Annotated in this window: 23 protein-coding genes and 1 pseudogene; 11 read left to right on the top strand and 13 right to left on the bottom strand. The window is 40.3% G+C overall.

The features are described 5' to 3' along the window. Nucleotides 1-14 precede the first annotated feature (14 nt). From ACKWCF_RS12495 to clpB, 7 genes and pseudogenes are all read right to left on the bottom strand, one after another. Nucleotides 15-2,225, bottom strand: coding sequence for a sensor histidine kinase (locus ACKWCF_RS12495; RefSeq protein WP_409477927.1), 2,211 nt, complete (start codon nucleotides 2,223-2,225; stop codon nucleotides 15-17). 6 nt (nucleotides 2,226-2,231) lie between these two features. After that, entirely contained in the window at nucleotides 2,232-2,738 is a 507-nt protein-coding gene (ribH, locus tag ACKWCF_RS12500; RefSeq protein WP_409477928.1) for a 6,7-dimethyl-8-ribityllumazine synthase, read from the bottom strand. Beyond that, nucleotides 2,731-3,354, bottom strand: a pseudogene (gene ribB, locus ACKWCF_RS12505) (3,4-dihydroxy-2-butanone-4-phosphate synthase); the annotation flags it as partial. The pseudogene ribB and the gene ribH, both read right to left, overlap by 8 nt. After that, nucleotides 3,354-3,947 (bottom strand): riboflavin synthase, encoded by a 594-nt coding sequence (locus tag ACKWCF_RS12510; RefSeq protein WP_409477929.1) that lies wholly within the window; start codon nucleotides 3,945-3,947, stop codon nucleotides 3,354-3,356. The gene ACKWCF_RS12510 and the pseudogene ribB, both read right to left, overlap by 1 nt. A 56-nt stretch (nucleotides 3,948-4,003) precedes the next feature. Next, nucleotides 4,004-5,110, bottom strand: coding sequence for a hypothetical protein (locus ACKWCF_RS12515; RefSeq protein ID WP_409477930.1), 1,107 nt, complete (start codon nucleotides 5,108-5,110; stop codon nucleotides 4,004-4,006). Between the two features lie 206 nt (nucleotides 5,111-5,316). Beyond that, nucleotides 5,317-5,823, bottom strand: coding sequence for a hypothetical protein (locus ACKWCF_RS12520; RefSeq protein WP_409477931.1), 507 nt, complete (start codon nucleotides 5,821-5,823; stop codon nucleotides 5,317-5,319). Then, complete coding sequence (gene clpB, locus ACKWCF_RS12525) at nucleotides 5,795-8,320, bottom strand: ATP-dependent chaperone ClpB (protein ID WP_409480260.1); 2,526 nt, start codon at nucleotides 8,318-8,320, stop codon at nucleotides 5,795-5,797. Before clpB ends, ACKWCF_RS12520 begins: the two co-directional genes overlap by 29 nt. Before the next feature lie 97 nt (nucleotides 8,321-8,417). On the opposite strand from clpB, the gene ACKWCF_RS12530 reads away from it, so the two are divergent. The 7 genes from ACKWCF_RS12530 to ACKWCF_RS12560 all read left to right on the top strand — a co-directional run bounded on the left by ACKWCF_RS12530 (nucleotide 8,418) and on the right by ACKWCF_RS12560 (nucleotide 14,346). Then, nucleotides 8,418-8,678, top strand: a complete 261-nt coding sequence (locus ACKWCF_RS12530) for a hypothetical protein (RefSeq protein WP_409477932.1) — start codon at nucleotides 8,418-8,420, stop codon at nucleotides 8,676-8,678. After that, on the top strand, nucleotides 8,665-9,291 hold the full coding sequence (locus tag ACKWCF_RS12535; RefSeq protein WP_409477933.1) for a DNA-3-methyladenine glycosylase: 627 nt from the start codon (nucleotides 8,665-8,667) through the stop codon (nucleotides 9,289-9,291). The genes ACKWCF_RS12530 and ACKWCF_RS12535 overlap by 14 nt, the downstream gene beginning before the upstream one ends. 481 nt (nucleotides 9,292-9,772) lie before the next feature. After that, a complete protein-coding gene (locus tag ACKWCF_RS12540) occupies nucleotides 9,773-10,603 on the top strand; it encodes a flagellin (protein WP_409477934.1) in 831 nt (276 codons plus the stop codon). 183 nt (nucleotides 10,604-10,786) lie between these two features. Further along, nucleotides 10,787-11,548: a hypothetical protein gene (locus ACKWCF_RS12545; RefSeq protein ID WP_409477935.1), complete on the top strand. Its 762-nt coding sequence runs from the start codon at nucleotides 10,787-10,789 to the stop codon at nucleotides 11,546-11,548. Between the two features lie 93 nt (nucleotides 11,549-11,641). Further along, nucleotides 11,642-12,175 carry a hypothetical protein gene (locus ACKWCF_RS12550; protein WP_409477936.1) on the top strand — a complete coding sequence of 178 codons (534 nt, stop codon included), beginning with the start codon at nucleotides 11,642-11,644 and terminating at the stop codon, nucleotides 12,173-12,175. A 156-nt stretch (nucleotides 12,176-12,331) separates the two neighbouring features. Continuing rightward, complete coding sequence (locus ACKWCF_RS12555; protein ID WP_409477937.1) at nucleotides 12,332-12,748, top strand: response regulator; 417 nt, start codon at nucleotides 12,332-12,334, stop codon at nucleotides 12,746-12,748. Beyond that, entirely contained in the window at nucleotides 12,745-14,346 is a 1,602-nt protein-coding gene (locus ACKWCF_RS12560; RefSeq protein ID WP_409477938.1) for an ATP-binding protein, read from the top strand. Before ACKWCF_RS12555 ends, ACKWCF_RS12560 begins: the two co-directional genes overlap by 4 nt. A gap of 137 nt (nucleotides 14,347-14,483) precedes the next feature. Here the strand turns inward: ACKWCF_RS12560 and ACKWCF_RS12565 are convergent, their stop codons facing one another. Continuing rightward, nucleotides 14,484-15,545, bottom strand: coding sequence for a sigma-54 interaction domain-containing protein (locus tag ACKWCF_RS12565; protein ID WP_409477939.1), 1,062 nt, complete (start codon nucleotides 15,543-15,545; stop codon nucleotides 14,484-14,486). Nucleotides 15,546-15,734: 189 nt separating this feature from the next. Here ACKWCF_RS12565 and ACKWCF_RS12570 point away from each other — a divergent pair, with 189 nt between their 5' ends. Then, complete coding sequence (locus ACKWCF_RS12570; protein ID WP_409477940.1) at nucleotides 15,735-16,667, top strand: tyrosine-type recombinase/integrase; 933 nt, start codon at nucleotides 15,735-15,737, stop codon at nucleotides 16,665-16,667. Here the strand turns inward: ACKWCF_RS12570 and recO are convergent. The 4 genes from recO to ACKWCF_RS12590 are packed head-to-tail and all read right to left on the bottom strand — an operon-like array spanning nucleotide 16,664 to nucleotide 20,326. After that, nucleotides 16,664-17,278 (bottom strand): DNA repair protein RecO, encoded by a 615-nt coding sequence (recO, locus tag ACKWCF_RS12575; protein ID WP_409477941.1) that lies wholly within the window; start codon nucleotides 17,276-17,278, stop codon nucleotides 16,664-16,666. The two genes, ACKWCF_RS12570 and recO, sit on opposite strands and share 4 nt — an antisense overlap. Further along, entirely contained in the window at nucleotides 17,271-18,938 is a 1,668-nt protein-coding gene (locus tag ACKWCF_RS12580; protein WP_409477942.1) for a CHASE domain-containing protein, read from the bottom strand. Before ACKWCF_RS12580 ends, recO begins: the two co-directional genes overlap by 8 nt. 16 nt (nucleotides 18,939-18,954) lie before the next feature. After that, a complete protein-coding gene (locus ACKWCF_RS12585; RefSeq protein ID WP_409477943.1) occupies nucleotides 18,955-19,320 on the bottom strand; it encodes a response regulator in 366 nt (121 codons plus the stop codon). 31 nt (nucleotides 19,321-19,351) lie between these two features. Further along, the gene (locus tag ACKWCF_RS12590; RefSeq protein WP_409477944.1) at nucleotides 19,352-20,326 is read right to left on the bottom strand and encodes a hypothetical protein; all 975 of its coding nucleotides are present in this window, start codon (nucleotides 20,324-20,326) and stop codon (nucleotides 19,352-19,354) included. Between the two features lie 154 nt (nucleotides 20,327-20,480). On the opposite strand from ACKWCF_RS12590, the gene ACKWCF_RS12595 reads away from it, so the two are divergent. The 3 genes from ACKWCF_RS12595 to ACKWCF_RS12605 are packed head-to-tail and all read left to right on the top strand — an operon-like array spanning nucleotide 20,481 to nucleotide 22,308. Continuing rightward, entirely contained in the window at nucleotides 20,481-21,092 is a 612-nt protein-coding gene (locus ACKWCF_RS12595; RefSeq protein WP_409477945.1) for a hypothetical protein, read from the top strand. Nucleotides 21,093-21,140: 48 nt separating this feature from the next. Next, entirely contained in the window at nucleotides 21,141-21,467 is a 327-nt protein-coding gene (locus ACKWCF_RS12600; protein ID WP_409477946.1) for a hypothetical protein, read from the top strand. Nucleotides 21,468-21,525: 58 nt separating this feature from the next. Beyond that, complete coding sequence (locus tag ACKWCF_RS12605; RefSeq protein ID WP_409477947.1) at nucleotides 21,526-22,308, top strand: 4-hydroxy-tetrahydrodipicolinate reductase; 783 nt, start codon at nucleotides 21,526-21,528, stop codon at nucleotides 22,306-22,308. Nucleotides 22,309-22,398: 90 nt separating this feature from the next. Here the strand turns inward: ACKWCF_RS12605 and ACKWCF_RS12610 are convergent, their stop codons facing one another. Then, complete coding sequence (locus tag ACKWCF_RS12610) at nucleotides 22,399-22,923, bottom strand: 4Fe-4S binding protein (protein WP_409477948.1); 525 nt, start codon at nucleotides 22,921-22,923, stop codon at nucleotides 22,399-22,401. Nucleotides 22,924-22,927 lie beyond the last annotated feature (4 nt).

Consider the following 22,927-nt stretch of genomic DNA (forward strand, 5'->3'; position numbering starts at 1 on the left):
TAAAAGCTACATGATTAAGGTGCGCTTGTATATAGCGGAAGCTCTATGTAAATCTTTGTTCCTTGCGGTTCATTGCCTAGGGCGCGGATAACGCCGCCGTGATCTTCGATAATACTTTTCACGATCGGTAAACCTAGACCAGTTCCCTTTTCTTTCGTTGAGAAGTAAGGCTCAAATACACGCACTCTGTCGCGCGCTGGGATTCCTGGGCCGTTATCAATGATGTAAATTCGGGCAATTCTGTGCTGAGTTTGGTATTCAGTACGGATTGTCACTTCAGGATTTGCGATCTGTGCTGTGGCGTCCTCAGTTGCATGAACCGCGTTATCAAGAAGGTTCACAAACACACGTTTTAGCTGAGCCGGATCGAATTTAAATTCTGGCAATGCCGGATCTAATTCTAAGTTAAATTTAATGTTCGTATGGTTTTGTGAATAGGCTTCACCCATGCCTTTTAAAACATCGTTTAACTGCGCATGAATTTGTTTAAGTTCAGGCATACGTGCAAACTGCGAAAACTCATTCACTAGATTTCGCATATCATCGACTTGCGACACGATCATCTGAATTGAATCTCTAAAAGCCTGTTCATTGATTTGATCACCGTATTTTTTTGAAATACGTTCGGCCGCAAGCTTAATCGGCGTTAATGGATTTTTAATTTCATGAGCAATACGACGGGCCACTTCTTGCCAAGCCGCTGCACGCTGCGCGTTCACGATCGGAGTCATATCATCAAACACCATGATACGACCGATTTGCTGCTGAAACTCATTACGTAAAATCGAAATGTGAACTGAAAGTGGAATTGGTTCTTTTTCAATACCTTTTTCAGTCTGCTTTTCAACTTCGATACGAATTTCTTTTTGCAGACTTGTTAAATTGTTTTCCTGCATCGCTTTTACGAACTGCGAGAAAATTTTGTAGTTTTGCTCGTCTAATAATTGCTTAATCGGCTTACCGACAGCTTTTGTTTGATCGGTATTTAATAATTCACCGGCACGGCGATTCATCGTTGTCACCACACCAGCCATATCGACCGATAAAACGCCGGCAGATACGTTTCCTAAAACGATTTCAACGTAAGTTGTATATTGATTTAAGTTTTTGATCGTTTGCTGAAGTTCTAATTCAGATGACGATAAATTTGAAATCATCTGATTGAAGTTTCCGATAAGGCTATTGATTTCTTCAGATCCTGATTCGATTTCAAGCGACGAGTAATCACCGCCTGCAACACGTTTGGTAGCGCGGCCTAATTGCACCAGCGGAACTGATAATTGTTTCGCCAAGTGGAAACCAAACCAAATCGCGGCAAATAAGATAACTAGCGACATCACGATCTGCATAACGAAGTACATCGACTTTAGCGGATTTTCGATCAGCGTATTAGTTTGGAATTCTTGGTAAGCGCCGACGATATCGTCAAACTTTGCCCCGGGCGCTAAATTTAAAACTTTCGATACGACAACGACACCGTTATCCATCGGTACCATCATACGCAGTAAGTGCGAATCTGAAAAAACTTGAACTAGACTTGCTTGGCTTTCGTGTAAAAAACCTTTTTGTAAGAAATCAAAATTTGGTCTTGGTACAACCTGTTTGATCGCTTTGGCGTCTTGGGCAATGTAGCGCTCTGATAAAAGATCTGGGTAATATTCAACCGCATCAAGCTTATAATCACGTTGCAGTTTTTTAAGAGTTTCGTCGATCTTTTGTGGGCTTTGCGTTTTTTGAATCGCTTGAGCGACCATTTCAGCGTAGTCGTAACCTTTGCGTTTTTCTTGCGTGATAAATGAATCAATCACTTCAGAGGCATTTTTTAGAATGCCGATCATACGTTGTGAAAACCAACGGTCAAATGAACTGTTTAAGTAAAATACCGAAAGAATCAAAACTAACGATGTCGGAATAACCGAGAACGTAGCAAAGGCGATAATCAGTTTTGATTTTAACGAAGAGCCAAAGATTTTTCCGCGACGTTCGATAAAAACTTTTACGACGTTACGGAAAATTAAAAATAGAAGTAATAGAACTAGAATTAAGTTTACGTTAACAAGCCCGATAAAATAAATGATGTACGGGCTTGGTAAAGTTTGGCCGGAACGGAATACGAAAACCTCGATACCGATCAAAATGGCGAGCATGATTGAAATAACGAAAATAGATAGAACTTCTTTTCGCCTTTTCAGCAACTCAACATTTTCGGTAGGTTTAGTACTCATACCCCTTTATTTTTTCTTAATTTCTCTAAGAAGTCCAATCATCTCAAGGGCTGCTTGAGCTGCATCAACACCTTTATGGCCATGACGACCGCCTACACGGTCAAGTGCTTGCTCTTCGTTTTCAGTTGTTAAAACGCCAAAAGCGATTGGTTTTTTGTAATCTAACATTAATCTTGAGCAATTTCGCTCAACAGAACGGCAAACTTCTTCGTAATGAGTCGTTTCGCCGCGGATAACGGCGCCTAAAGTGATCACCGCGTCTACTTTTTGGTATTCTAATAACGCTTGAGCCGCTAACGGAATTTCAACCGCACCCGGAACACGAACCGCTAAGATTTCAACGCCGTCGATAGCTTCTAAGAAATCTAAAGTGCCGTCTTCAAGCTTAGATGTGATCTCTTCGTTAAAACGAGATGTTACAACGCCGATTTTAATTTTTTGCGCTGGTTTTAATTTAGCGGCTTTAGCAGACTTTGCAGATTTTTTAGTTGGCTTAGCACTTTTAACTTTCATTTGATTTCCTATACTGGATTAGATCTTCGATCGTTCCGATTTTAATATTATGTTTTTTTGCAAATACCATAAGATCTGGTAAGCGCGCCATTGAGCCATCGTCGTTGATCACTTCGCAAATAACACTGGCTGGAGTAAGTTTTGTTAACATCGCCATATCCACACTGGCCTCAGTGTGACCGGCACGGCCAAGCACACCTTGTGGATGAGCTTTTAAGGGGAAAATATGACCTGGACAGATCACATCCGTGGCTTGTGCTGATTCACGTGACGCCACTTTAATGGTGTGTGAACGATCCGCAGCAGAGATCCCCGTCGTTACACCGAAGCTCGCTTCGATAGAGTAAGTAAATGCCGTTTCTGTAGGGCCACGTTGATGTGATTTTGAAACCATCATCGGTAATTGTAATTTTTCAATTTGTGAAGCGGTCATTGATAGACAAATCAAACCACGCGCTTCTTTCGCCATAAAGTTTACAGCTTCTGGCGTGATAAAATCAGCGGCGATAACCAAGTCACCTTCGTTTTCGCGGTTTTCATCATCAACCAGGATCACAAATTTTCCGGCTTTAAAATCAATTAGAATTTCTTCGATAGAATTCATTTGGCTAGACATTAGTTATTTCCTTGCGCGCGAATGTAGGCCTTCGCCAAATAATCAGATTCAAGATTTACGTAATCACCTTTTTTAAAATACTGAAGGTTAGTTACTTTTAAAGTTTCTGGAATTAAACAAAAGAAAATAAAACAGTTTTCAATTTTATTAATCGTAAGACTTACGCCGTTTACACAGGCTGAACCTTTTTGCCAAAAGTGTTTGGCAAGTTCAGGAGAAGTTTCAACCGCTAGATCCCACACATCACCGTTCGCTTCTGAAACAGCGATCTTAGCCGACTCATCCACATGACCAGTTACAAGATGACCATGTACACGATCACCGAATTTTAATGAGCGTTCTAAATTTAACGGAAACTTTTCCCAGAACGGAAGGCTTTTTGAAAGTAATGTCAGAGTTTCTAAACCTAAGCAGAACTGCATTTCGTTTTGATCGAAAGCTTCAACAGTTAGGCAAACACCGTTGACGCAAATACTGTCGCCGATTTTGATATCATCAAAAAACGTTGGACGTTTTACCCAAAGGCGCGAAGCCTGGTTCATTTTTTCAGTGCGGATTACGGTAGATGTGGTCTCGACAATTCCAGAAAACATATGCTGCTTTAACTATCACGTTAAAGCAGCGTTAGTCTATTGATTACTCTAAGAGCTTATTTCTTTTTCTTAGATGATTTGCTATTAGTTTGTACCGGTTGATCTTGCACCAGCTGACTGACGCGAGTTAAGGCACCAACCTCAATAGATTCGTCCTCACGAGGGTTTAAAACGCGGGCTTTGGCCATTAAGTTACCAGCATCTTCGATTTCGATAATCCAAGGATCGTTTGTTACCGACACCGAACCTAGTAACACGCTGCCTTCACCACACGGTTCGCCCATCCAGTCATGCACTTCATTTTCAACTTTTAAGCGGTCGCCTTTTTTTAGACCAAGTTCTGCACCACCCACAATAACCACGTAGTTATCACGGCTGATTAATACACGCGTATGCCATTCTTGGCGTTGCAGTGATTTTAATTTCTCAGAAATATCTTTGATCGACTGTTTTAATCCTTTAAGAACAGTTTCAGCCATACCTGTTACACGGTAAAATTCAGGACCGATGTGGATGATACCCAAATCAATACCAAATCCTGCCGAATAATCTTTCTTGATCACTTCAGAATTTACCGCAGCCATTTGTTGCGAACTCCATGGATCAAACGCATGAAAGCTAAGATCCATACGCATTTTATCCATTTTAAATTTTGCAGATAAAGGAATTTGTACAGTTGATGAATTAAACCCAAACTGTAAAGCCATTCCCGAATACGCTTCTAAAGAATTAATTTTACCGTAAAGTAAATGCTGTGGACGAGACACCAAACAACTTGAATCACGCGATAATTGCACATCACTTGATTTCATCGTCGGGAACCAAGTTTTTAATTGGGTCATTTGTTTTTGTTCAACAGAGGCTTTTTGTAAACCGGCAGAAGATTGTGGATCAGCTTGATCTACTTTCGGGTAAACATTGCGTTCAAACATTGATTCTTCTTCAAAGATCACACCTGATAATTGGTTTTGCGCCACTTCAGAGAAATTGAAGCCTGAGTTATCTAAGAACGATGAAGCTTCCATCTTTAGAATCTGCACATTCTTTTTTAACTGTCTGGCTTTAACGACAGGCTGTTCTTCACATTTTTGATTGGCCATTGTTAATAACGCCAATGTTGTTAAACTCGCCACGGACAATAACTTTTTATTGATGGTAGACATCAACCCCTCCAATTTTTTGTCCAGTACGGCGATTACATGAGTTCTCCAGACGAACAACTAGTTCGGCAATTATTACCTAGACCTTTAGCGGGTTTGGAACAGGAAAACATAATCTTAAAAATGTGAAAAGATTTTAGACATAAAAAAAGGGATTGCGATGTGCGCAATCCCTTCAAGAAAAATTATGTAACGAGATTAGCTGTCGACTACTTACCGAAAGAAGTATTTCCAGAAATATTGATGAAGTAGTTTACATCTTCATTTTTTAAAATTTCGCCATCAGAGTTGAAGCGGTCTTTGTCATACTTTAAGTACTTCGCACCACCACTTAAACCAAAGCCACCGAAGTTTGCACCGATACCGGCCTCGCCGATCACAGCGTTGTTAATCTCTTTACTTGACCAACGATAACCGGGGCCTAAGAAAAAGTTGAAGCTTCCGCTTTGACCTAATTTAGTTCTTAAAACTAAACGTAAAGTCGAATCTAAGCCTGTGATTGTCTCGATTTTATCGCCGGTTCTTTGAAAACCCGAGTTACGCCAAGTTAACCAGTCAGTGAAATTTAAATTCACCCCTAAGTGAACTTCTTGATAAGTGACTCCGTTGTTATTACCCGTAGATCCCCCGATGTCACCAGTGATCAGCGGGGTCTCTTTAGCAAAAGATGTTGAAGCGACTACGATACTACTTAAAAGAAATAGAATTATTTTCATAATCTATTTTTACCATAGAATCGGACTTAATATCACCAGCAATCATTTTTTTCGCCAATGGATTTAAGACCTCTGTCTGGATAACTCTTTTAAGCGGTCTGGCACCAAATACAGGATCAAAACCTTTCTCACCTAGATACACTATTGCACTATCAGTGAATTCAGCTTTAATACTTTTTTGCGCTAAACGATCAATCACTTGTTGTAATTGAATTTTCACGATGCCGTTTAAGTTTTCTTGGCTTAACGGTTTAAATTCAATCACATCATCCACACGGTTTAAAAATTCCGGGCGGAAGAAAGATTTAAGCGCTGTCTGAATCGCTTCACTGCCTTGGCTGGCTCCTAAGTTCGAAGTCATGACAATCACTGTATTTTTAAAATCTACAGTGCGGCCCTGACCATCAGTTAAACGACCTTCATCTAATAACTGAAGTAAAACGTTAAACACATCCGGATGCGCTTTTTCAATCTCATCTAATAAGATCACAGCATACGGTTTACGACGAACCACTTCAGTTAACTGACCACCCTCTTCGTAACCCACATAGCCCGGAGGAGCACCGATCAAACGAGACACAGAATGTTTTTCCATGTACTCAGACATATCAATGCGCACAACGGCTGTTGAATCATCGAATAGGAAATCAGCTAAGGCTTTGACCGTTTCAGTTTTACCTACACCGGTTGGCCCCACGAAAATAAAAGTCCCGATCGGACGGTTCGGATCAGCGATTTCCGCACGCGATCTTCGAACAGCATCAGCAATCACTTCTAAAGCTTTGTCTTGGCCGACAACTTTTTTCTTTAAAGTGTCTTCCATGTGTAAAAGTTTTTGCGTTTCGCTTTCTAACATGCGGCTCACTGGAATATGTGTCCATTTAGAAACCACATCAGCGATATCTTCTGCATCAACTTTTTCTTTTAATAAAGAGCCGTCTTTAGTTTTAAGTTTACTTTCTAAATCTTGCAGAGTTTTTTCAAGCTCTGGAAGTTTTCCGTATTTTAACTGCGCCGCTTTTTCATACTGCGCATCACGCTCAGCACGACTGATATCGTTTTTAATTTGTTCGATGTCTGATTTCAAAGATTTTACTTTATCAATCTGGCCACGTTCAAAGTTCCACTTTTCACGTAATGCCTGCGACTTCAACTGAAGTTCATTTAACTCTGTTGAAATTTTATCTTTACGTTCTAAAGATTGTTTATCCGTATCTTTTTTTAACGCTTCTAATTCGATTTTATAATTTAAAATCTGGCGTTCGATTTGATCTACCTCTTCAGGAACAGATCTATTTTCAATTCCAAGTTTACTTGCCGCTTCATCGACAAGATCAATCGCCTTATCTGGTAAAAAACGATTTGTGATATAACGGTGCGAAAGTTTCGCTGCCGCTACAATCGCACCATCGGTAATCTGTACACCATGGTGCACTTCATACTTTTCTTTTAAACCACGTAAGATCGTGATCGTTTCATCAACGGTTGGCTCATCAACCAACACTGTTTGAAAACGACGTTCTAAGGCCGCATCTTTTTCAATGTACTGACGATATTCATCTAAAGTGGTGGCTCCGATACAACGTAATTCACCACGTGAAAGCGCAGGCTTTAATAACTGCCCCGCATCCATGGCGCCATCTCCTTTGCCGGCTCCCACTAATGTATGTAACTCATCGATAAATAAAATAATCTCGCCACTTGAAGAAGTGACTTCTTTGATCACCGCCTTTAAACGGTCTTCAAATTCACCGCGGTATTTTGCACCGGCGATTAAAGCGCCCATGTCAAGAGCCATTAATTTTTTACCTAATAAGTGATCAGGCACATCTTTTTTAATAATACGTAAAGCCATACCTTCAGCGATAGCTGTTTTACCAACGCCAGGTTCACCGATTAACACCGGATTGTTTTTTGTACGGCGTGAAAGCACTTGAATCACGCGGCGAATTTCTTCATCACGGCCCACGACCGGATCAAGTTTTCCTTCGGCCGCTAACGCTGTTAAATCACGCGCGTATTTTTTTAAAACTTCGTATTGGTTTTCTGGTTCATCATTTGTGACACGTTGATTACCACGAACTTTTTTAAGCGCTTCTGTGAACGCCGCTTTTTTAACACCGGCAGTTTCTAAAATCTTTTTAAGACCGGCATCATCAAGTTTAAATAACGCTAAAAAGAAATGCTCTGTTGAAATAAGTTCATCTTGCATTTCTACCATTTCAGCTTCGGCGTATTTAAAAAGTTTTTGCAAACGGGCGCTCGCATAAACATTGGCTTGCGCCGATGAAAGCTGCGGCAACTGGCTGATTGCTTTGTTTAACGGTGTAATTAATGAAGCTGGCTGAATTTTAGCTTCTTGTAAAACACGCGGCACAACGCCATCGTCTTGCTCAACTAATTCTAGTATTAAATGTTCGGGTTCAACGGAAGAGTTCTTTTTGCTTTCTGCAAGCTTAGCTGCAGCCTGCATAGCCTCTTGGCTTCTTCTGGTCATTTTTTGGATTTCATTACTCACTGTTTACCTCGTTGTTCCATACAATAAGGATGAGTTATAGATTGCATTTGTCAACCCGAGGTCCTATATAAAACTTATGTCGAAAGCCAATGGTAAAATCCCATTAAAACAGCCCTCAGCTCGCATTAGACCGTCTATGAAAAAAGACGTGATTCAAGCGCGTGATTTTAATGCTTATAAGATCCCTTTCGCCTGTGAAGACTGCTCCCATTTCGCCTCGGAAACGACGACATGCACTTTAGGCTTTAATACGGCCAATCACTTACGTGCGAATTCTCTTCACTCCTACGAGTTGAGCGGGAAAATTGCTCAATGCCGCTTTCTTGAAATCGACTAAGCTTAAAAAATCTTTCTATCAGCGCGACACCACAACAGTAGCGCGTGAACTTTTAGGTAAACGTCTAGTTCATATCGTGAATGGTAAACGCCTTTCAGGAATTATCACCGAAACTGAAGCCTACTTAGGTGTTACAGATCGTGGTTGTCACACCTTCGGAAACCGTAAAACTAAACGAACTGAACCGATGTACTTACCCGGTGGGCACAGTTACGTCTACTTAATCTACGGCATTTATGATTGTTTAAACGTGGTCACACAAAAACAAGATATTCCTGAAGCTGTTCTTATTCGTGCTCTTGAACCTTGCGAAGGCTTATCTTTCATGGCGAAAGCGCGTAAGCTTAAAACCTTTGATCCTGAAAATAAAAAACATCTGTGGAGCTTGACTACAGGCCCTGGAAAATTAGCACAAGCAATGAAGATCACACGCGATCACAATTCATTATTACTCACGGACGACACACTTTTCATTGAGGATATCGGAGCCAAAATCAAAAATTCAGAGATCGTGGCTTCTCCAAGAATTGGTATTGATTACGCTCAAGAAGCAAAACACTGGGAGCTTCGTTTCACTCTCAAAGATCATTATTTTCTCTCGAAGAAAGTCTAACTTAAGCGATCGACATAATCGTGACACTCGCCGTGACTCGACCAACATTCCCAAGACTGAAACTAAGCCTCGTCGAGTCCTAAGACTGACGTTTAGAAATCCCTACTTTCAGAGTGAAATTTCTCTCTAAAAAAACATTTTCTTAACAAATTTCTATTCACATGTCCTGTCAAGAATTCCGCGAACTCAGTCGAAAAAAGAGATAAGTAACAAACTACGAGACTGGAAGTCTCTATGATCTTCGTCAATGTCAGCTACTGGCAGCGATGGGATTCTCAAACCTTTTGAAAGGAGGCCTCAAGGATGAATTAAGGATGAACCAAAAATTGAAGGAATATTAAATAGGCACGCGCCAACCTCAACAGTCCATGTGGACGCTCAGGCGCAAAAAGAATTGCTCGGACGCAGTTCTGTACGAAAACAACTCACGGAAGGAAAAAACGATGAAACAATTTTTATAAAATATTAAACGGAGTTTATAATGGGATTGAGAATTTCAACTAACGTAGCTGCTATCAACACGCAAAGAAACATGACGAACAGTCAAAGATTAATGCAGAACTCGTCAGCACAACTTGCCAGCGGATTTAGAATTAATAAAGCCGCAGACGATGCAGCAGGGTTAGCGATTTCCGAAACTATGCGCGGTCAAATTAGATCTGCGATTCAAGCAAAACGTAACGCAAACGATGCGATCTCTTTAGTGCAAACTGCAGAGGGCGGTCTTGGTGAGATTTCGAATATCTTAATTCGTTCACGCGAATTAGCGATCCAAGCAGCTTCTGACACTATCGGTGATAACGAACGTTCATTAATTCAAACTGAGATTTCTCAGTTGAAAGATGAAGTTCAACGTATCGCTAAATCAACACGCTGGAATTCAACCTCTTTATTAGACGGTTCTACACCAACGTTTGATTTTCAGATTGGTATCTTCTCAACTGAGAGCGACCAAATTGCGTTTGATGCAACTAAAAACGTGGGCACATTAGATGCCTTAGGATTAACTGATATGGATTTTTCAAAAAAAGACAGTGCCCGCTCTTCGATCTCTGCGATCGAAACAGCGCAACAAAACGTAAATGCAATGAGAGCAAACTTAGGTGCCTTACAAAATCGTATGACTTCGACAGTAGATACATTAGCGATCACTGAAGAAAACTTAGCTGCAGCCAATTCACGTATCCGTGACACTGACGTAGCTTCATCGACTTCTGATATGGCTCGTAACAATGTTCTTTTACAAGCTGGTACTGCAACATTAGCCCAAGCTAACCAATCAACACAGTTAGCATTGAAACTAATTGGCTAATATTGACGGATTAATATACAGCTAATCGAAATATTTAATGGATTATGTCAACTTTGTTGACGAAAAAAAGCCGATCATCACGATCGGCTTTTTTTGTTCCAAAAATCCTAAAGCTAACTAGACCTTGGTCCGAAATAAGGTTTGCTGAAAGCAAATCAAAATCAGCTTTCGGACGAGGGATTTATGAAACTAAAAATCACAACGACACTATTATTAGTAAGTTACTTAACTGCTTGTGGTGGCACGACCCCAGCACCTGCTTCGCTTCAAAACCAACAAGGCCAGCAAGGTCAAAATACAGAAACTCCAGAAGAACCAACTCCCGTTTCTCCTAATATTGATTCAGTAGATATGAAAAGCCGCGTAGATGATTCATCTAATAAGTTAGGCATGGGGGCCAACGGAGCTTTAGCATTTGATATCGATAAAACACGGGGCGAGTTCGTCATTATGTTACCGATGCCACAAGGTGTGGTATTCACCCCGTCTGGAACATTCAATAAATATCCAGATATTAGTTTTACGCCGATGTTTGATGGCACAGGCAAAATGAAAATGGCCGTACGTGTTCCTATTAAATATATCTTAAAAGGAATTACTACTGTTCCAGCGGGCCGTCTTCCGAATGGAGATTTATTACCAGCTATGCCTGCGGGGCAAAATGAATTGCCTAGCTTAGCCTTAAGTTTTCCTTCTCAGAACAACACTAAAATTAATCTTTATATCGGTTTAAGTGCCGTGGGCTTATTTATGACATTGCCAGATAAAGCAGCACTTCCGTTACCGATTAACATCACTGTACCTATCAAAAACAGCGATAAGAGCAGAACTTTTGGATATTTGACCTACGTCAACGCGAAAAATGGTCACCAACCCGGCCTTTTTATCTCGACCGTGGTACCGCCTGAGTTCGCTCGAATCCTTGAAGACCATTTCGGACTATAATTAACATCTAGTTCCAAGCACCTACCTCTTGCGTAGGTGTTTATTTTTCTCTAGTCTAATGAATGTTTTCGTTAACAAAAATGGAGAGTTCACATGGCTAAGAAAAAACCTGCTAAAAAAGCTAAACCTGTAAAAAAAGCTGCGAAAAAAGCAGCTCCTAAGAAAGCTAAAAAAGCTGCTAAACCAGCTAAGAAAGCTGTAAAAAAAGTAGCTCCGAAAAAAGCTGCTAAGCCTGCTAAAAAAGCTGCGAAAAAAGTAACAGCAAAAAAAGCGGCTCCAAAAAAAGCAGCTAAACCTGCTGCGAAAAAAGCTAAGCCTGCTGCAAAACCAGCTGCTAAAAAAGTTGTTCCAGCTGTAGTTCCTACACAAACTTCATTTTCTGATATCGATTCTGAGTTCGACGACGAATTAGAGTTAGACTCTATGGTTGGCGATGATGAAGATGCTCTTGAAGGCGCTGAGTCTTACGAAGAAGGTGAATCTGAAGAAGGCGAAGAAGGTTCTGATTTCGAAAATATGGAAGACGAATCTGCTGAAGAAGATATGGAAGAAGAAATGGAAGACGAAGACAACTTCGCTTCTAACGATGAAGAAGAAAACGACGATGATGACGAAGGTTACATCTAGTTTTTAGAGTTTAAATTCAAATTTAAATTTGAGTCAAATAGCCCTCGAAAAGAGGGCTTTTTCTTTTTCTGGGGCACGACAGAACACCCTTTTCCAAGATTGCCCCATTCGCAAATTTACCTACCCTCTGCACAACAATTGCAGCATCTTCACTTGATGGATCAGCTCTCATCGGAAGATGTAAAATACCTGCACCAGCATCATATTCACCCAGTTATGGTTATCGAAGACGATGACGATATTCGTGAACTCATGAAAGCCATGCTCGAAGCCGAAGGCTATCACTTAGTCACGGCCTCTAATGGCGCTGAGGGCTTTGCTCTGCTTTCGCAAATTCCGAAACCGTGCATGATTTTACTCGACATGATGATGCCGATTATGGATGGTTGGACATTTTCAGAAGAAGCGAAAAAAAATTCGCGCTATCAAAGTATTCCCTTGTTAGCAGTGACAGCTTTTGCAGAGCAAATTTCTTCGAAAGAAAATTTTTACGGTGTTTTAAAAAAGCCAATTCGCATTGATCTACTTTTAGATCTTGTTCGCCATCACTGCCCGAGCGAAAAACTACAATGATGGACCCTGAAATTTCCAGCAAGACTAACGTTAAAAACGCAGAACAGGCTTTACGTGAGTCTGAATCTAAATGGCGTCAATTAGCTGAAACAGCACCAGATATTATTATTAGTATTGGACCTGATGAGAAAATTCAATTTATCAACCGCTCGGTCACTGCGCTGACAACTAACGAAGTTATCGGCCATAACGCTGTAGATTTTGTTTCGCCTGATCAAGCCCCAATTTTAAAAAAAGCATTGAAAAAAGTTTTTACCGAAGGTGTTGCCACTGAATATGAAATTTTAAGCCGCGATAGCGGCCAAGGCGCCAATTGGTATCATTCGCGTATTGCACCGGTGATCATTGATGGCCGCGTCGTAAGTGCTACGCTGATTGCCCGCGATATCACTGAACGTAAGCGCATGGAGGTCGAACTGCGTGAAGCCCGCGATCTGTTAGAACAGAAAGTTCAAGAAAGAACCGCCGAAATTCAAAAAACTCTATCACTGCTTGAAGCGACTTTGGAATCAACCGCTGATGGTGTGATGGTTATGGATCTCAACCGCCGTGTTGTTCAGTGTAATAAGACATTTTTACAGATGTGGCCTGAAGGCATGGCCAATCCGTATGAAGCTTCTGATGGCCATCGCGCTTTAAAAATAGCTTCAGAACTGATGTTAAACCCCGATGAAGTTATTCAGCGCACAGAAGCTATTTATGCTAACCCGGCTCAAAAAAGCGCAGATCTTTTAAAACTAAAAGACGGACGAATTATTGAACGCGTTTCTAACCCACAAGTTTTACATGGAAAAATCATCGGTCGCGTGTGGAATTACCGCGATATCACCTTACAACTTCGTGCTGAAGCCGAACGCGATCGTTTGCTGGAACATGAGCACCATGAGCGTGTTGAAGCGGAAAAGTCAGTGCAGTCACGCGATGATTTTTTAGCGATGGCTTCACATGAATTGCGCACTCCACTCACGCCGCTTAAGATGTATCTTGATTGGTTCAAACGTGAAGCACGAAAAATTCAACCGGATTTACTTCCGAAAGCGCAAAATTTACTTAAAGCTTTGGATTTCACCGACCGCGAAATTAATCGGCTGATTCAACTGACCGATGATTTGTTAGATGTCACCCGTATTTCGGCCGGACGTTTAATTTTAAATCGTGAACCGATGAATTTAGTCGAACTTGTTTCACAAGTGAGCGAAGAAAAACTCGAAGAGCTTTCAAAAAAACAATGTTCGTTGATTCTTAACAAAGATGGGCCGGTCAATGGGGTTTGGGATTACAACCGCATTGAGCAGGTTTTTTCATGTTTATTAAGTAATGCGATGAAGTACGGCGCTGGAAAACCAATCCTGGTTACGGTGGATAATGACAAAGACAAAGCTTATTTAAGAGTAACTGATCAGGGCCCCGGAATTTTAGAAGAGGACCGCGAAAAAATATTTCAACGCTTTGAACGGGCCGCTTCGATAAAAAATTACGATGGTTTAGGCTTAGGGCTTTATATCTCGAAAGAAATTGTTGATGCTCATGGTGGAACGATCACTTTAGAGAGTGAAATAGGAAAAGGCTCAACCTTTACGGTGAGCCTTCCAATGTGAATCGTAAAATAAAACGAACCTGTTCCGCCAACGTGTCATGATTCAAGTTCGTTCAACACCGACCAACTAACGTACTTCATTCGGTGGTTTTCGCACGTGCTATAGTCCAACTGCATCTCCTCGGCAGTCCGCCGAGACTAGTCTTTAGCAGGCTTCGTGTGTACAGCATATTTTTCGAACTCACCGTACTCATGAAGTTTATTGTAAAGAGTCTTAATCGTGATACCTAAACCTTGCGCCGCTTGTGTTTTGTTTCCACCGTAGTGAGCAAGAGCTTTGATGATATAACGTTTTTCTAATTCATAAAGTGGCATTGAAGGATCAAACTCAAGACCTTCTTCTTTAACTTCAGGATTACGGATGAAGTCAGGAAGATCGTTTGTCATGATCATGTGGCCTTCAGATAAAATCTGTAAACGTTCACACACGTTTTGTAATTCACGGATGTTACCTGGCCATTCGTATTTTACTAATAATTTTAAAGCTTCTTCATCAATCGTTTTACCACGGTTAAGATACGAATGACCTTGTGATAAGAAATATTGAATAAGAACTGGAATATCTTCTTTACGACGACGTAATGGCGGAGCTGCAACTACGATCGTGTTAATACGATAGAATAAGTCTTCACGGAAGTTACCACGAACAACTTCTTGGTCCAACTCACGGTTAGTTGCACAGATTAAACGGATATCAACTTTGATTGGCTCTTTACCACCAACGCGGAAGATTTCGCCTTCTTGGATAAAACGTAAAAGTTTAGCTTGGATCGCAAGAGGTAATTCACCGATTTCGTCTAAGAATAATGTTCCACCGTTAGCAGCTTCAGCTAAACCGATTTTTTTATTGTAAGCGCCTGTGAAAGAACCTTTTTCGTGACCGAATAATTCTGATTCTAATAATGTTTCACGTAAAGCACCGCAGTTGATTGCAACGAATGGTTTAGTTCTACGGTTTGATTTTTCATGAACAGCGCGAGCGATTAACTCTTTACCGGTTCCGGATTCACCAAGAACTAGGATGTTAGCTTGTGAAGGAGCCACGCGGTCGATCATTTTCATCATTTGGCCCATGACGTCCGATTTGTAGATGATTGATCTGTTTTCGATCACTTTTTGAGTTTGGTTTTGATTCCAACTCATTTGTGTTTGATTTTGTGAACTCGGAAGAACTGTAGTTGCGCTAGAGTCATTAGACATTGGGGCCTACCTTTCACGTACTTTAAACGTCCTAAATTTGGTGTCTCAGAATGATTAGCTCATTTTGATACACCGTGTTATGACCGTAATATAACCAAAGTCGGGTAAATATTGCAAGGAAAATTTTGCATTGCATTAAAATATTTTTAGGACCCCTCAATCGTTATGGCCTAATATATAATCAATTTGATGGCCTATTTAGTGTCTAAACAAATACATAACTTCTTGAAATATCTAGAGAATATAGAATCTTGTTCTCCTTTGACACTAAAGGCTTACACCCTGGATTTAAACCAGGCGTTTTTTCAAAATAAAGGCTCTAAGCCTGTTGCTCAAAAAAACAACAATCTGATTAATTTGGCCGATGTTAAGGCCACAGCCTTTAATTCTGGTGAAGAACTATGGCTTCTGTGTCGCGATTCTTTGCCCCAATGGGGTCGTTTATCACCAGCTTCACGTAATAGAAAGATTGCTACATTAAAGAGCTTCTTCAACTGGCTCTACGCTGAAAAAATCATCGATAAAAATTACGCCGATCAGTTAGTGTGCCCGAAAGTTCCGAAAAAAATTCCGCACTTTATTTCAGTCGATGAAGTGATTAGCGTCTTACAATTTTTAAATCAGTCTTCTGATGAAGAAACGCAAAATCAAAAAACTTTATTTAATCTTCTCTATGGCGGTGGTCTTCGTATCAGTGAAGCTTGCAACTTACGTTGGAAAGATATTCGTTTAGATGAACGTAAAATTCTAATATTAGGTAAAGGTCAGAAAGAGCGTTTGATTGTTATTCCTGAAGCTTGCAACGATGTTTTAAAAGCGCAAAAAGCCAGAAATAAAAACTCAGAATATGTTTTCGGTGATGAACCGTTAAACTCACGCAAAGGTTATGACTATATCAGAAACCTAGGGCGCAAAGTGGGCTTAATGAATCCCCTGCATCCCCATTCACTCAGACATAGCTTTGCCACACATATGTTAGCGAGTGGTACAAACCTTCGCACCCTGCAAACAATGTTAGGCCACGAAAGTTTGCAAGCCACAGAGAAATACACGCATCTTAATATAGATACACTGGCCCGTATCGTTGAAGTCAGACATCCACTTTCAAAAAAGAAAATTTAAAAGCCTGTGTCAGCGTTTTTAATATAGTGAATCACTTGCGATTCGATCGAATCAGCATAGGTATCTACAATTTCACGAAGCTCTGGTAACTGATCTAACTGTTCAGAATCAGCCATGTTGGCCTTTAAGAACGGCGCCATCCACTCTTCGACAGAGATAACCCCTTGTTGGAATAAAAACTTAAGACAGAAATGTAATTTAAAACGCTGAAGACTTGCGGTTTTTCCTAACTGCCTTAACGAATGACCGATTAAGTTAAATAAGAAGTGAGAATCAAAATCTCCTTCTTGCGAAACTTTATAGGCACTATTTAGCATAAACAGGGCAAATTCAAGCTTATCAAAATCAGCGCGAATATCCTTAAAATCATCAATTAAAACCGCTTCGTTTAAAACATTTAAAGCATCGTCTGTTTTACCCTTTTTGTAAGTCAGAGTTACAAAATGAGTGGGCTCTAGAATACCGCCGCCAAAACGCTTTTTACTTTTTAAAGCGCCACGGGCGATAAATGATTTTTTAGCTCCTGCAACGGATAGCGCATGAATAATTAAATCAGCTTCGCCATATTTGGTTTTTTTAAGGATAATAAACTTATCTTGTAAATCAGACATGACGTGGAACCTGGAAAATAAACTCAGCACCCTGGCCTGGGCTACTGTGCACGCGAACAGTTCCGCCGTGGGCAGTAATAATTTGATGAACGATATATAAACCTAAACCTAAGCCGCCATAATTTTTATTAGAAACGCCACGCTCGAATTTATTAAACATTTTTTTCTGAAATTCTTCTGAAATACCGATACCATTATCTTTAACACTAAAAATAGCGTATTCGCCTTCAGTACGCAGATTAACTTCTATAATGGCTTGGTTAGAAAACTTCACTGAATTACTTAGACAATTCGCAACGACCTGTTCAATACGTTGGGCATCCCAGTGCACACGAACTTCAGGCTGAATGTTCATATGAACAGAACAAGCGTTCATTTTAAAAACTGGTTCAAATTTTTCGACTATGCCGCGAATCAAAGTATCTAAATTAAAATGTGAAAATTCATACTGATAATGTTCTTCACCGATGCGACCCACATCTAATAAATCATCAATTAAACCCACAATATGATTTAAATGTTTACTGGCATTATCTAAAAGACTGATAATTTTTTCTTTACTGGCTTGTCCTGCTAACACTAGCTCTTTAACCAAGAAAATTTCCATTTTAAGCGGCGTCAGTGGCGTGCGTAATTCATGTGACGCTACGGTCATAAATTCTTCGCGCACCTTAGTCGCTGTTTCAGCCGTTGCACGGGCATCACGCTCATCAAGAAAGAATGTAATGGCTAACATTAATAGCAACACTGTAAGAGCTGCTATATAGGGGATACTCGGATGGATAACGGATTTGAATTGGCTAGAAGGAAAAAACGTTAATCGCCAAGTGCGCTGGCCGATAGCGATGATATTGCTAAACATCAATTCTTTATCAACGTCTTCATCCATTTGTGTGAATTCAACTAATTTATTTTCTACCGAATCATATCTTAAAGATCTTGCTCGAATCGGCGAATCTTTTATTTCTTCGATCACAAAATCTACGCCATCAGACTGTGACGAAGCAATAGCGGCCTCGACAAATCTTTTTAAACGAAATACCCCAGCGGCCATGCCTTCAGTTTTTGGAATACTCATATAAATCACAAAGCCTAATTCACCCTGAGCCAGATTCAGCCATGGCGAAACACCGATCCCCGTTGATTCAGCCATTCGCAAAGCTTCGTTCGCCTCAGGAGTGAAACTGATATCGTAACCAAGCGCTGCTAAATTATCCTGTAAAGGCTCGATGTAATTTAAAACATGATAGTGGTCGCGCACACCGGCTGCACGCAACTTACCGTCTGACCCGAGCTCTTTAATGCTAAAATTGAGAAAACCTTCGGCTTTCATTTTAGCTTCGTATTTTGCACGCTCGTTTCGCGGTATACGAATCATATGCTCAATCGCTTGAATCCCCGTGTGGCGCAATAACGAGTGTGTCACAAAATCTTTAAACTGTTGGCGCGAAATATCCTGGCGAGTTAAAAATAAATTTTGAATCGAATAAACGACTTCTAAATTTTGGTTCAATGATTTTTCTAAAAGTGATTCGACAGTCTTTCCGCGAAATTCAATTTTGTTAAAATCTTTTTCTTCGATGTACCCAGCAAATAAAATAAAAGCGCCAATGGCCAAGACAAAGCTCATAACGATCGAAATATTATGAAATGTAAACATTCGCTGAAAACGACTGCTAACTAATGGTTTGATATTGGTCTCCGATAATCGATAGCAGTTTAGTAACGTCGAAAGGTTTTAATAATGTCGTGTAGTTTTTTATTTCGTGAGCTTTATTGCGTGCGGCGGTCATCACAACGATAGGCACCTTTGGCGAAATATGTCCACCTTCCATTAAACGCATAAATTCAAAACCGTCCATTACGGGCATCATTAGATCTAACAAAATAATCGATGGCGACGGCCCGCGAGTTAAAACTTCTAACGCTTCTTTACCGTTAGAAACACAACTCACCTGATAGCCATGCATCTCTAAAATCATTTTGATAGCTGATTGAATGTCTTTGTCGTCATCGACAATTAGCACGTATTTATCGCTCACAATTTCAATATCAATTTGTGCGTGAAAACTGTCAAGAAATAGACCACGTAGACTGGGTTGTTAATCTCTCGTGAATCTCTTGAATTTTTTGTAAAGATTTTTCGTCTAAAGCTTTAAGGTCGATGACCAACAGGCCCATCATCAATTCACTGCTTTTAGCCTCGGGCCACCAGGCCGGAATAGCATCTACAATCCAGCTAGGAAGCTCACTGGGGGCAAAAGCTTGGCTTGAATTCAAATTTAACTCATCTTTAAGCGCAGTTCCGGCTACAGTTTTAGAGTACAGTACAAAACGGTCTTCTAAAGTTGCGGGTTTAACAGCGTAGCGGTTAAAATAATTTAACAAAGAATTTTCGGTCTGTTTCAGGAGCGCCGTGTTGTCAGACGGCTTGAAATTCGATTCAGTCAGGTAATCGCTTACAGCTTTAAGACTGTTTTGATAATGCCCTATTAAAGAAGGTGTTTTTAACTTATCCGAATGAAATACCAGGCACTGTTCTTTTGAGAAAACAGTTCCTGCTTCAACAATCACGGCATAGGCACTTTGCTTAAAAATTTCTACGTCTTGTGCGGTAAATTTAGATTTTACTTCGATTGAAAAAATACGTTTAGCCGCAAGACTTTTATGAATTTCCTGGCGCTGTTCGAAACTTAATAAAATTTCGCCTGTAATTTCATTTTCTGATGACCACAGAACAAAATTAAATTCATGATCAAACTGAAAAATAAACTGCGCAAAATTTTCGTTTTCTTTTTTAAAAACTAACGGTGTTTGTAAACGGTAAAAATGAGGAAGCAAATACTCCTGAAGACTGCTTCCGGCGCGAACGATTCCTATTTTTGGTCTGTGCGATAAAAACTGCAGTAAACCAAAACACAAATCGTAACCGGCGAACATGAAATTTTCGAAAGCTCTGACCTTTAACGGTGCACCGAACTTTTCTGAAAAGCTAAGCGATAGCTTTTCATTGAGAGCCTGGTAATTTTCCGCATTCAGGTAATTCATACTCTTATATTTCAAACTGAATTCACTTAAATAACAAAGCGATTCACAGTGATTTAGCTGTCATTTAGACTCGACCACCGACATAAGACGAGGCGAGTTAGACTCGCCAATAAATACTTACTCAGTCATAATAGCTTGTAGGGAGATTCTTCGAATGAAAAAATTATTGTTGTTAGTGTTAGCTTTTCCAATGAGTTCATGGGCTTTAATTACAGCTCGCGCCAATTACACAGGTATCGTTGCTAAAGATGCTTTAACTGATGTGTGTAAAGGTAAATCCTGCGAAGGACAAACTCCCGGCATGGTGCCTCTTTATGGTTTAGGTGCCGATGTTCTTGTTTCACTTCCACTAGTTCCGGTGGGTTTTGGTTTACGCACTGAAAAATTAAAACTTGAAGTCGAAAAAGATGGCATCGAAGGTGAAGCTCACCTGAATAGAACAGCGATTTTAGCTAACTACCGTCTGATCAACACGATCGTTCATCTAGGACCAATTATTTCTTACGGTATTGATCACAGCGCTGGTGTGCGTGTAGCTCAAGGCGGTTCAAATGTTGTCGACTACTCTGGTGGAACACTAACAAGTTACACTGTAGGTATGGAATTAGAAGTTAAACCACTAATTGTTCTACCACTGATCGTTGGTGCTGAAGCGGGTCTTATTCAAACAAAATGGAAAGATGCCACTGACTCTGTCTCAGGCAATAAAAAGGACATCGATTTAAGCGGTAACTACATCAAATTTTTCTTAGGTTTAGATATTTAACGCTCTGTTTTTTGACTCTCTCTAAGTTTTTCACCTAAACTTGAGAGAGTGAATGTTTTATTAGCCGCGATCATTTTTACTTTCTTTGCCGTGTTTGCACCGACCTCGCACGGAGATCGCCCGTTATTACATGCTGATCATAAAAATGGTGAAATCCAATATTCAGATTTTAAACTTCCGATCGGCCGTTTACAGGCTCACGCCGAAGTTAAAGACACATCACTCCCCCTATTTGTAAGCCCTTATTTTATTCTGGTTTATGCGCCGATATTTGATATTTCGGCTTTATTTTTAAAACAAAGTTTTACTCTTCAAAATAAATTACTATCCATTCACACATCTCCTTTTGTGTTTTGCGAAATTCTACAGGTTTAGATCTGTCTTAAACCGTTCACATTAATTTCACATCAAACATACTTATTAGGAGGTAGCTATGGCTATTCGCGTAGGTCTATTAGGCTTCGGCCGTACCGGTTCTGTTGTCGCTAAAGAACTTGTTTCTGACTCTGAACTTTCGCTGCAATGGGTTTGCAGAAAAACAATTAATCCCGCTCTAACTTATGCCAGTCACGCTTTGGGCTTTGACGGTAACTTTTCACCGTTTGTCGCATTTGATAAATTAACTCCGGAATTTATGAAAAAAAATCCGGTGGATGTGGTGATTGATTTTTCTTCTGGTAAAGCTACAGCACTTTACAATACTTTAGCTGACGCCGGTGTTCGCATCGTTACCGCTATTTCTAAATACACACCCGAAGAAGAAGCTTTAATTAAAGATGCCAGTCTTAAAACAGCTATTCTTAGTTCGCCTAATATTACTTTAGGCATTAACTGGCTAATGATTGCATCTAAAGTTTTACAAAAAATTATTCCTTTAGCCGATATCGAAGTGATTGAAGAACATTTTCGCGATAAAAAAGAAACTTCAGGCACAGCTCTTCGTTTAGCCAATCACTTGGATATTGACCCACAACTGCACGTCAATTCAATCCGTGTGGGCGGCGTTGTCGGAAAACATGAAGTCATTTTCGGGTTACCGAATCAAACCATTCGCATCGTACACGAAAGTATCAATCGTGCGGCTTTCGGCACTGGCGCTGCCTTTGCCGGCAAATGGTTACAGCACAAGCCTGCAGGTCTTTATTCGATGGAACAGGTTATTCATGAAAAATTTATGAGAAAAGTCAAAGAGCTCGATTTCGAAACCACAGCTTAACAAAATAAAAAAGGAGAAGTTTTTACTTCTCCTTTTTTATTTCCAGTTCAAATATAACCGTACCGAAAACGGCCTGGCACTTTTTACTTTTTAAATACCAGATTTCAAACGTTCTTGATCATCAACAACAGACTGAACGCCACCTTTAAGACCTGGGCGGTAAGCTAATTGTTTGATGTCGTATGTGAAGTTTGCGCCGTTTAAACCTGGAGTTTGCCACTCAGGTCCTAAACGGATCGCATCCACTGGGCAAGCTTCTTCACAGAAACCGCAGAATACACAACGTAGCATATCGATTTCATAGCTAATTGGGTATTTTTCAACGTGTGGATCTGGATGCTCAGACGCCGTGATTTTAATACAGTCTGCCGGGCAGTTTGTCGCACATAACATACAAGCCGTGCAACGAATCGCGCCGTCTTTTTTTACTGTTAAGATGTGATTACCTTTAAAACGCGGAGAGTATTCATACTTCTCTTCTGGGTAGTTTAAAGTGATCATTTCTTTTTTGTTAAAGATATTCTTTAACATGTGCTTCATCGTGATCACTAAACCTGTAGCAATCCCCGGTAAGTACCATTTCGATTTTTCAGAAGTGTTTTGCATTACAGCCATGTTC

Origin of the sequence: Pseudobdellovibrio sp. HCB154 (genome assembly GCF_046267985.1) — a bacterium.
Lineage (GTDB): Bacteria > Bdellovibrionota > Bdellovibrionia > Bdellovibrionales > Bdellovibrionaceae > Pseudobdellovibrio.

Coding starts and splice junctions, on each gene's coding strand:
- ACKWCF_RS12495 (WP_409477927.1), bottom strand. CDS start 2,225: ATGAGTACTAAACCTACCGAAAATGTTGAGTTGCTGAAAAGGCGAAAA.
- ribH (WP_409477928.1), bottom strand. CDS start 2,738: ATGAAAGTTAAAAGTGCTAAGCCAACTAAAAAATCTGCAAAGTCTGCT.
- ACKWCF_RS12510 (WP_409477929.1), bottom strand. CDS start 3,947: ATGTTTTCTGGAATTGTCGAGACCACATCTACCGTAATCCGCACTGAA.
- ACKWCF_RS12515 (WP_409477930.1), bottom strand. CDS start 5,110: ATGTCTACCATCAATAAAAAGTTATTGTCCGTGGCGAGTTTAACAACA.
- ACKWCF_RS12520 (WP_409477931.1), bottom strand. CDS start 5,823: ATGAAAATAATTCTATTTCTTTTAAGTAGTATCGTAGTCGCTTCAACA.
- clpB (WP_409480260.1), bottom strand. CDS start 8,320: ATGACCAGAAGAAGCCAAGAGGCTATGCAGGCTGCAGCTAAGCTTGCA.
- ACKWCF_RS12530 (WP_409477932.1), top strand. CDS start 8,418: ATGTCGAAAGCCAATGGTAAAATCCCATTAAAACAGCCCTCAGCTCGC.
- ACKWCF_RS12540 (WP_409477934.1), top strand. CDS start 9,773: ATGGGATTGAGAATTTCAACTAACGTAGCTGCTATCAACACGCAAAGA.
- ACKWCF_RS12545 (WP_409477935.1), top strand. CDS start 10,787: ATGAAACTAAAAATCACAACGACACTATTATTAGTAAGTTACTTAACT.
- ACKWCF_RS12550 (WP_409477936.1), top strand. CDS start 11,642: ATGGCTAAGAAAAAACCTGCTAAAAAAGCTAAACCTGTAAAAAAAGCT.
- ACKWCF_RS12555 (WP_409477937.1), top strand. CDS start 12,332: ATGGATCAGCTCTCATCGGAAGATGTAAAATACCTGCACCAGCATCAT.
- ACKWCF_RS12560 (WP_409477938.1), top strand. CDS start 12,745: ATGATGGACCCTGAAATTTCCAGCAAGACTAACGTTAAAAACGCAGAA.
- ACKWCF_RS12565 (WP_409477939.1), bottom strand. CDS start 15,545: ATGTCTAATGACTCTAGCGCAACTACAGTTCTTCCGAGTTCACAAAAT.
- ACKWCF_RS12570 (WP_409477940.1), top strand. CDS start 15,735: ATGGCCTATTTAGTGTCTAAACAAATACATAACTTCTTGAAATATCTA.
- recO (WP_409477941.1), bottom strand. CDS start 17,278: ATGTCTGATTTACAAGATAAGTTTATTATCCTTAAAAAAACCAAATAT.
- ACKWCF_RS12580 (WP_409477942.1), bottom strand. CDS start 18,938: ATGTTTACATTTCATAATATTTCGATCGTTATGAGCTTTGTCTTGGCC.
- ACKWCF_RS12590 (WP_409477944.1), bottom strand. CDS start 20,326: ATGAATTACCTGAATGCGGAAAATTACCAGGCTCTCAATGAAAAGCTA.
- ACKWCF_RS12595 (WP_409477945.1), top strand. CDS start 20,481: ATGAAAAAATTATTGTTGTTAGTGTTAGCTTTTCCAATGAGTTCATGG.
- ACKWCF_RS12605 (WP_409477947.1), top strand. CDS start 21,526: ATGGCTATTCGCGTAGGTCTATTAGGCTTCGGCCGTACCGGTTCTGTT.
- ACKWCF_RS12610 (WP_409477948.1), bottom strand. CDS start 22,923: ATGGCTGTAATGCAAAACACTTCTGAAAAATCGAAATGGTACTTACCG.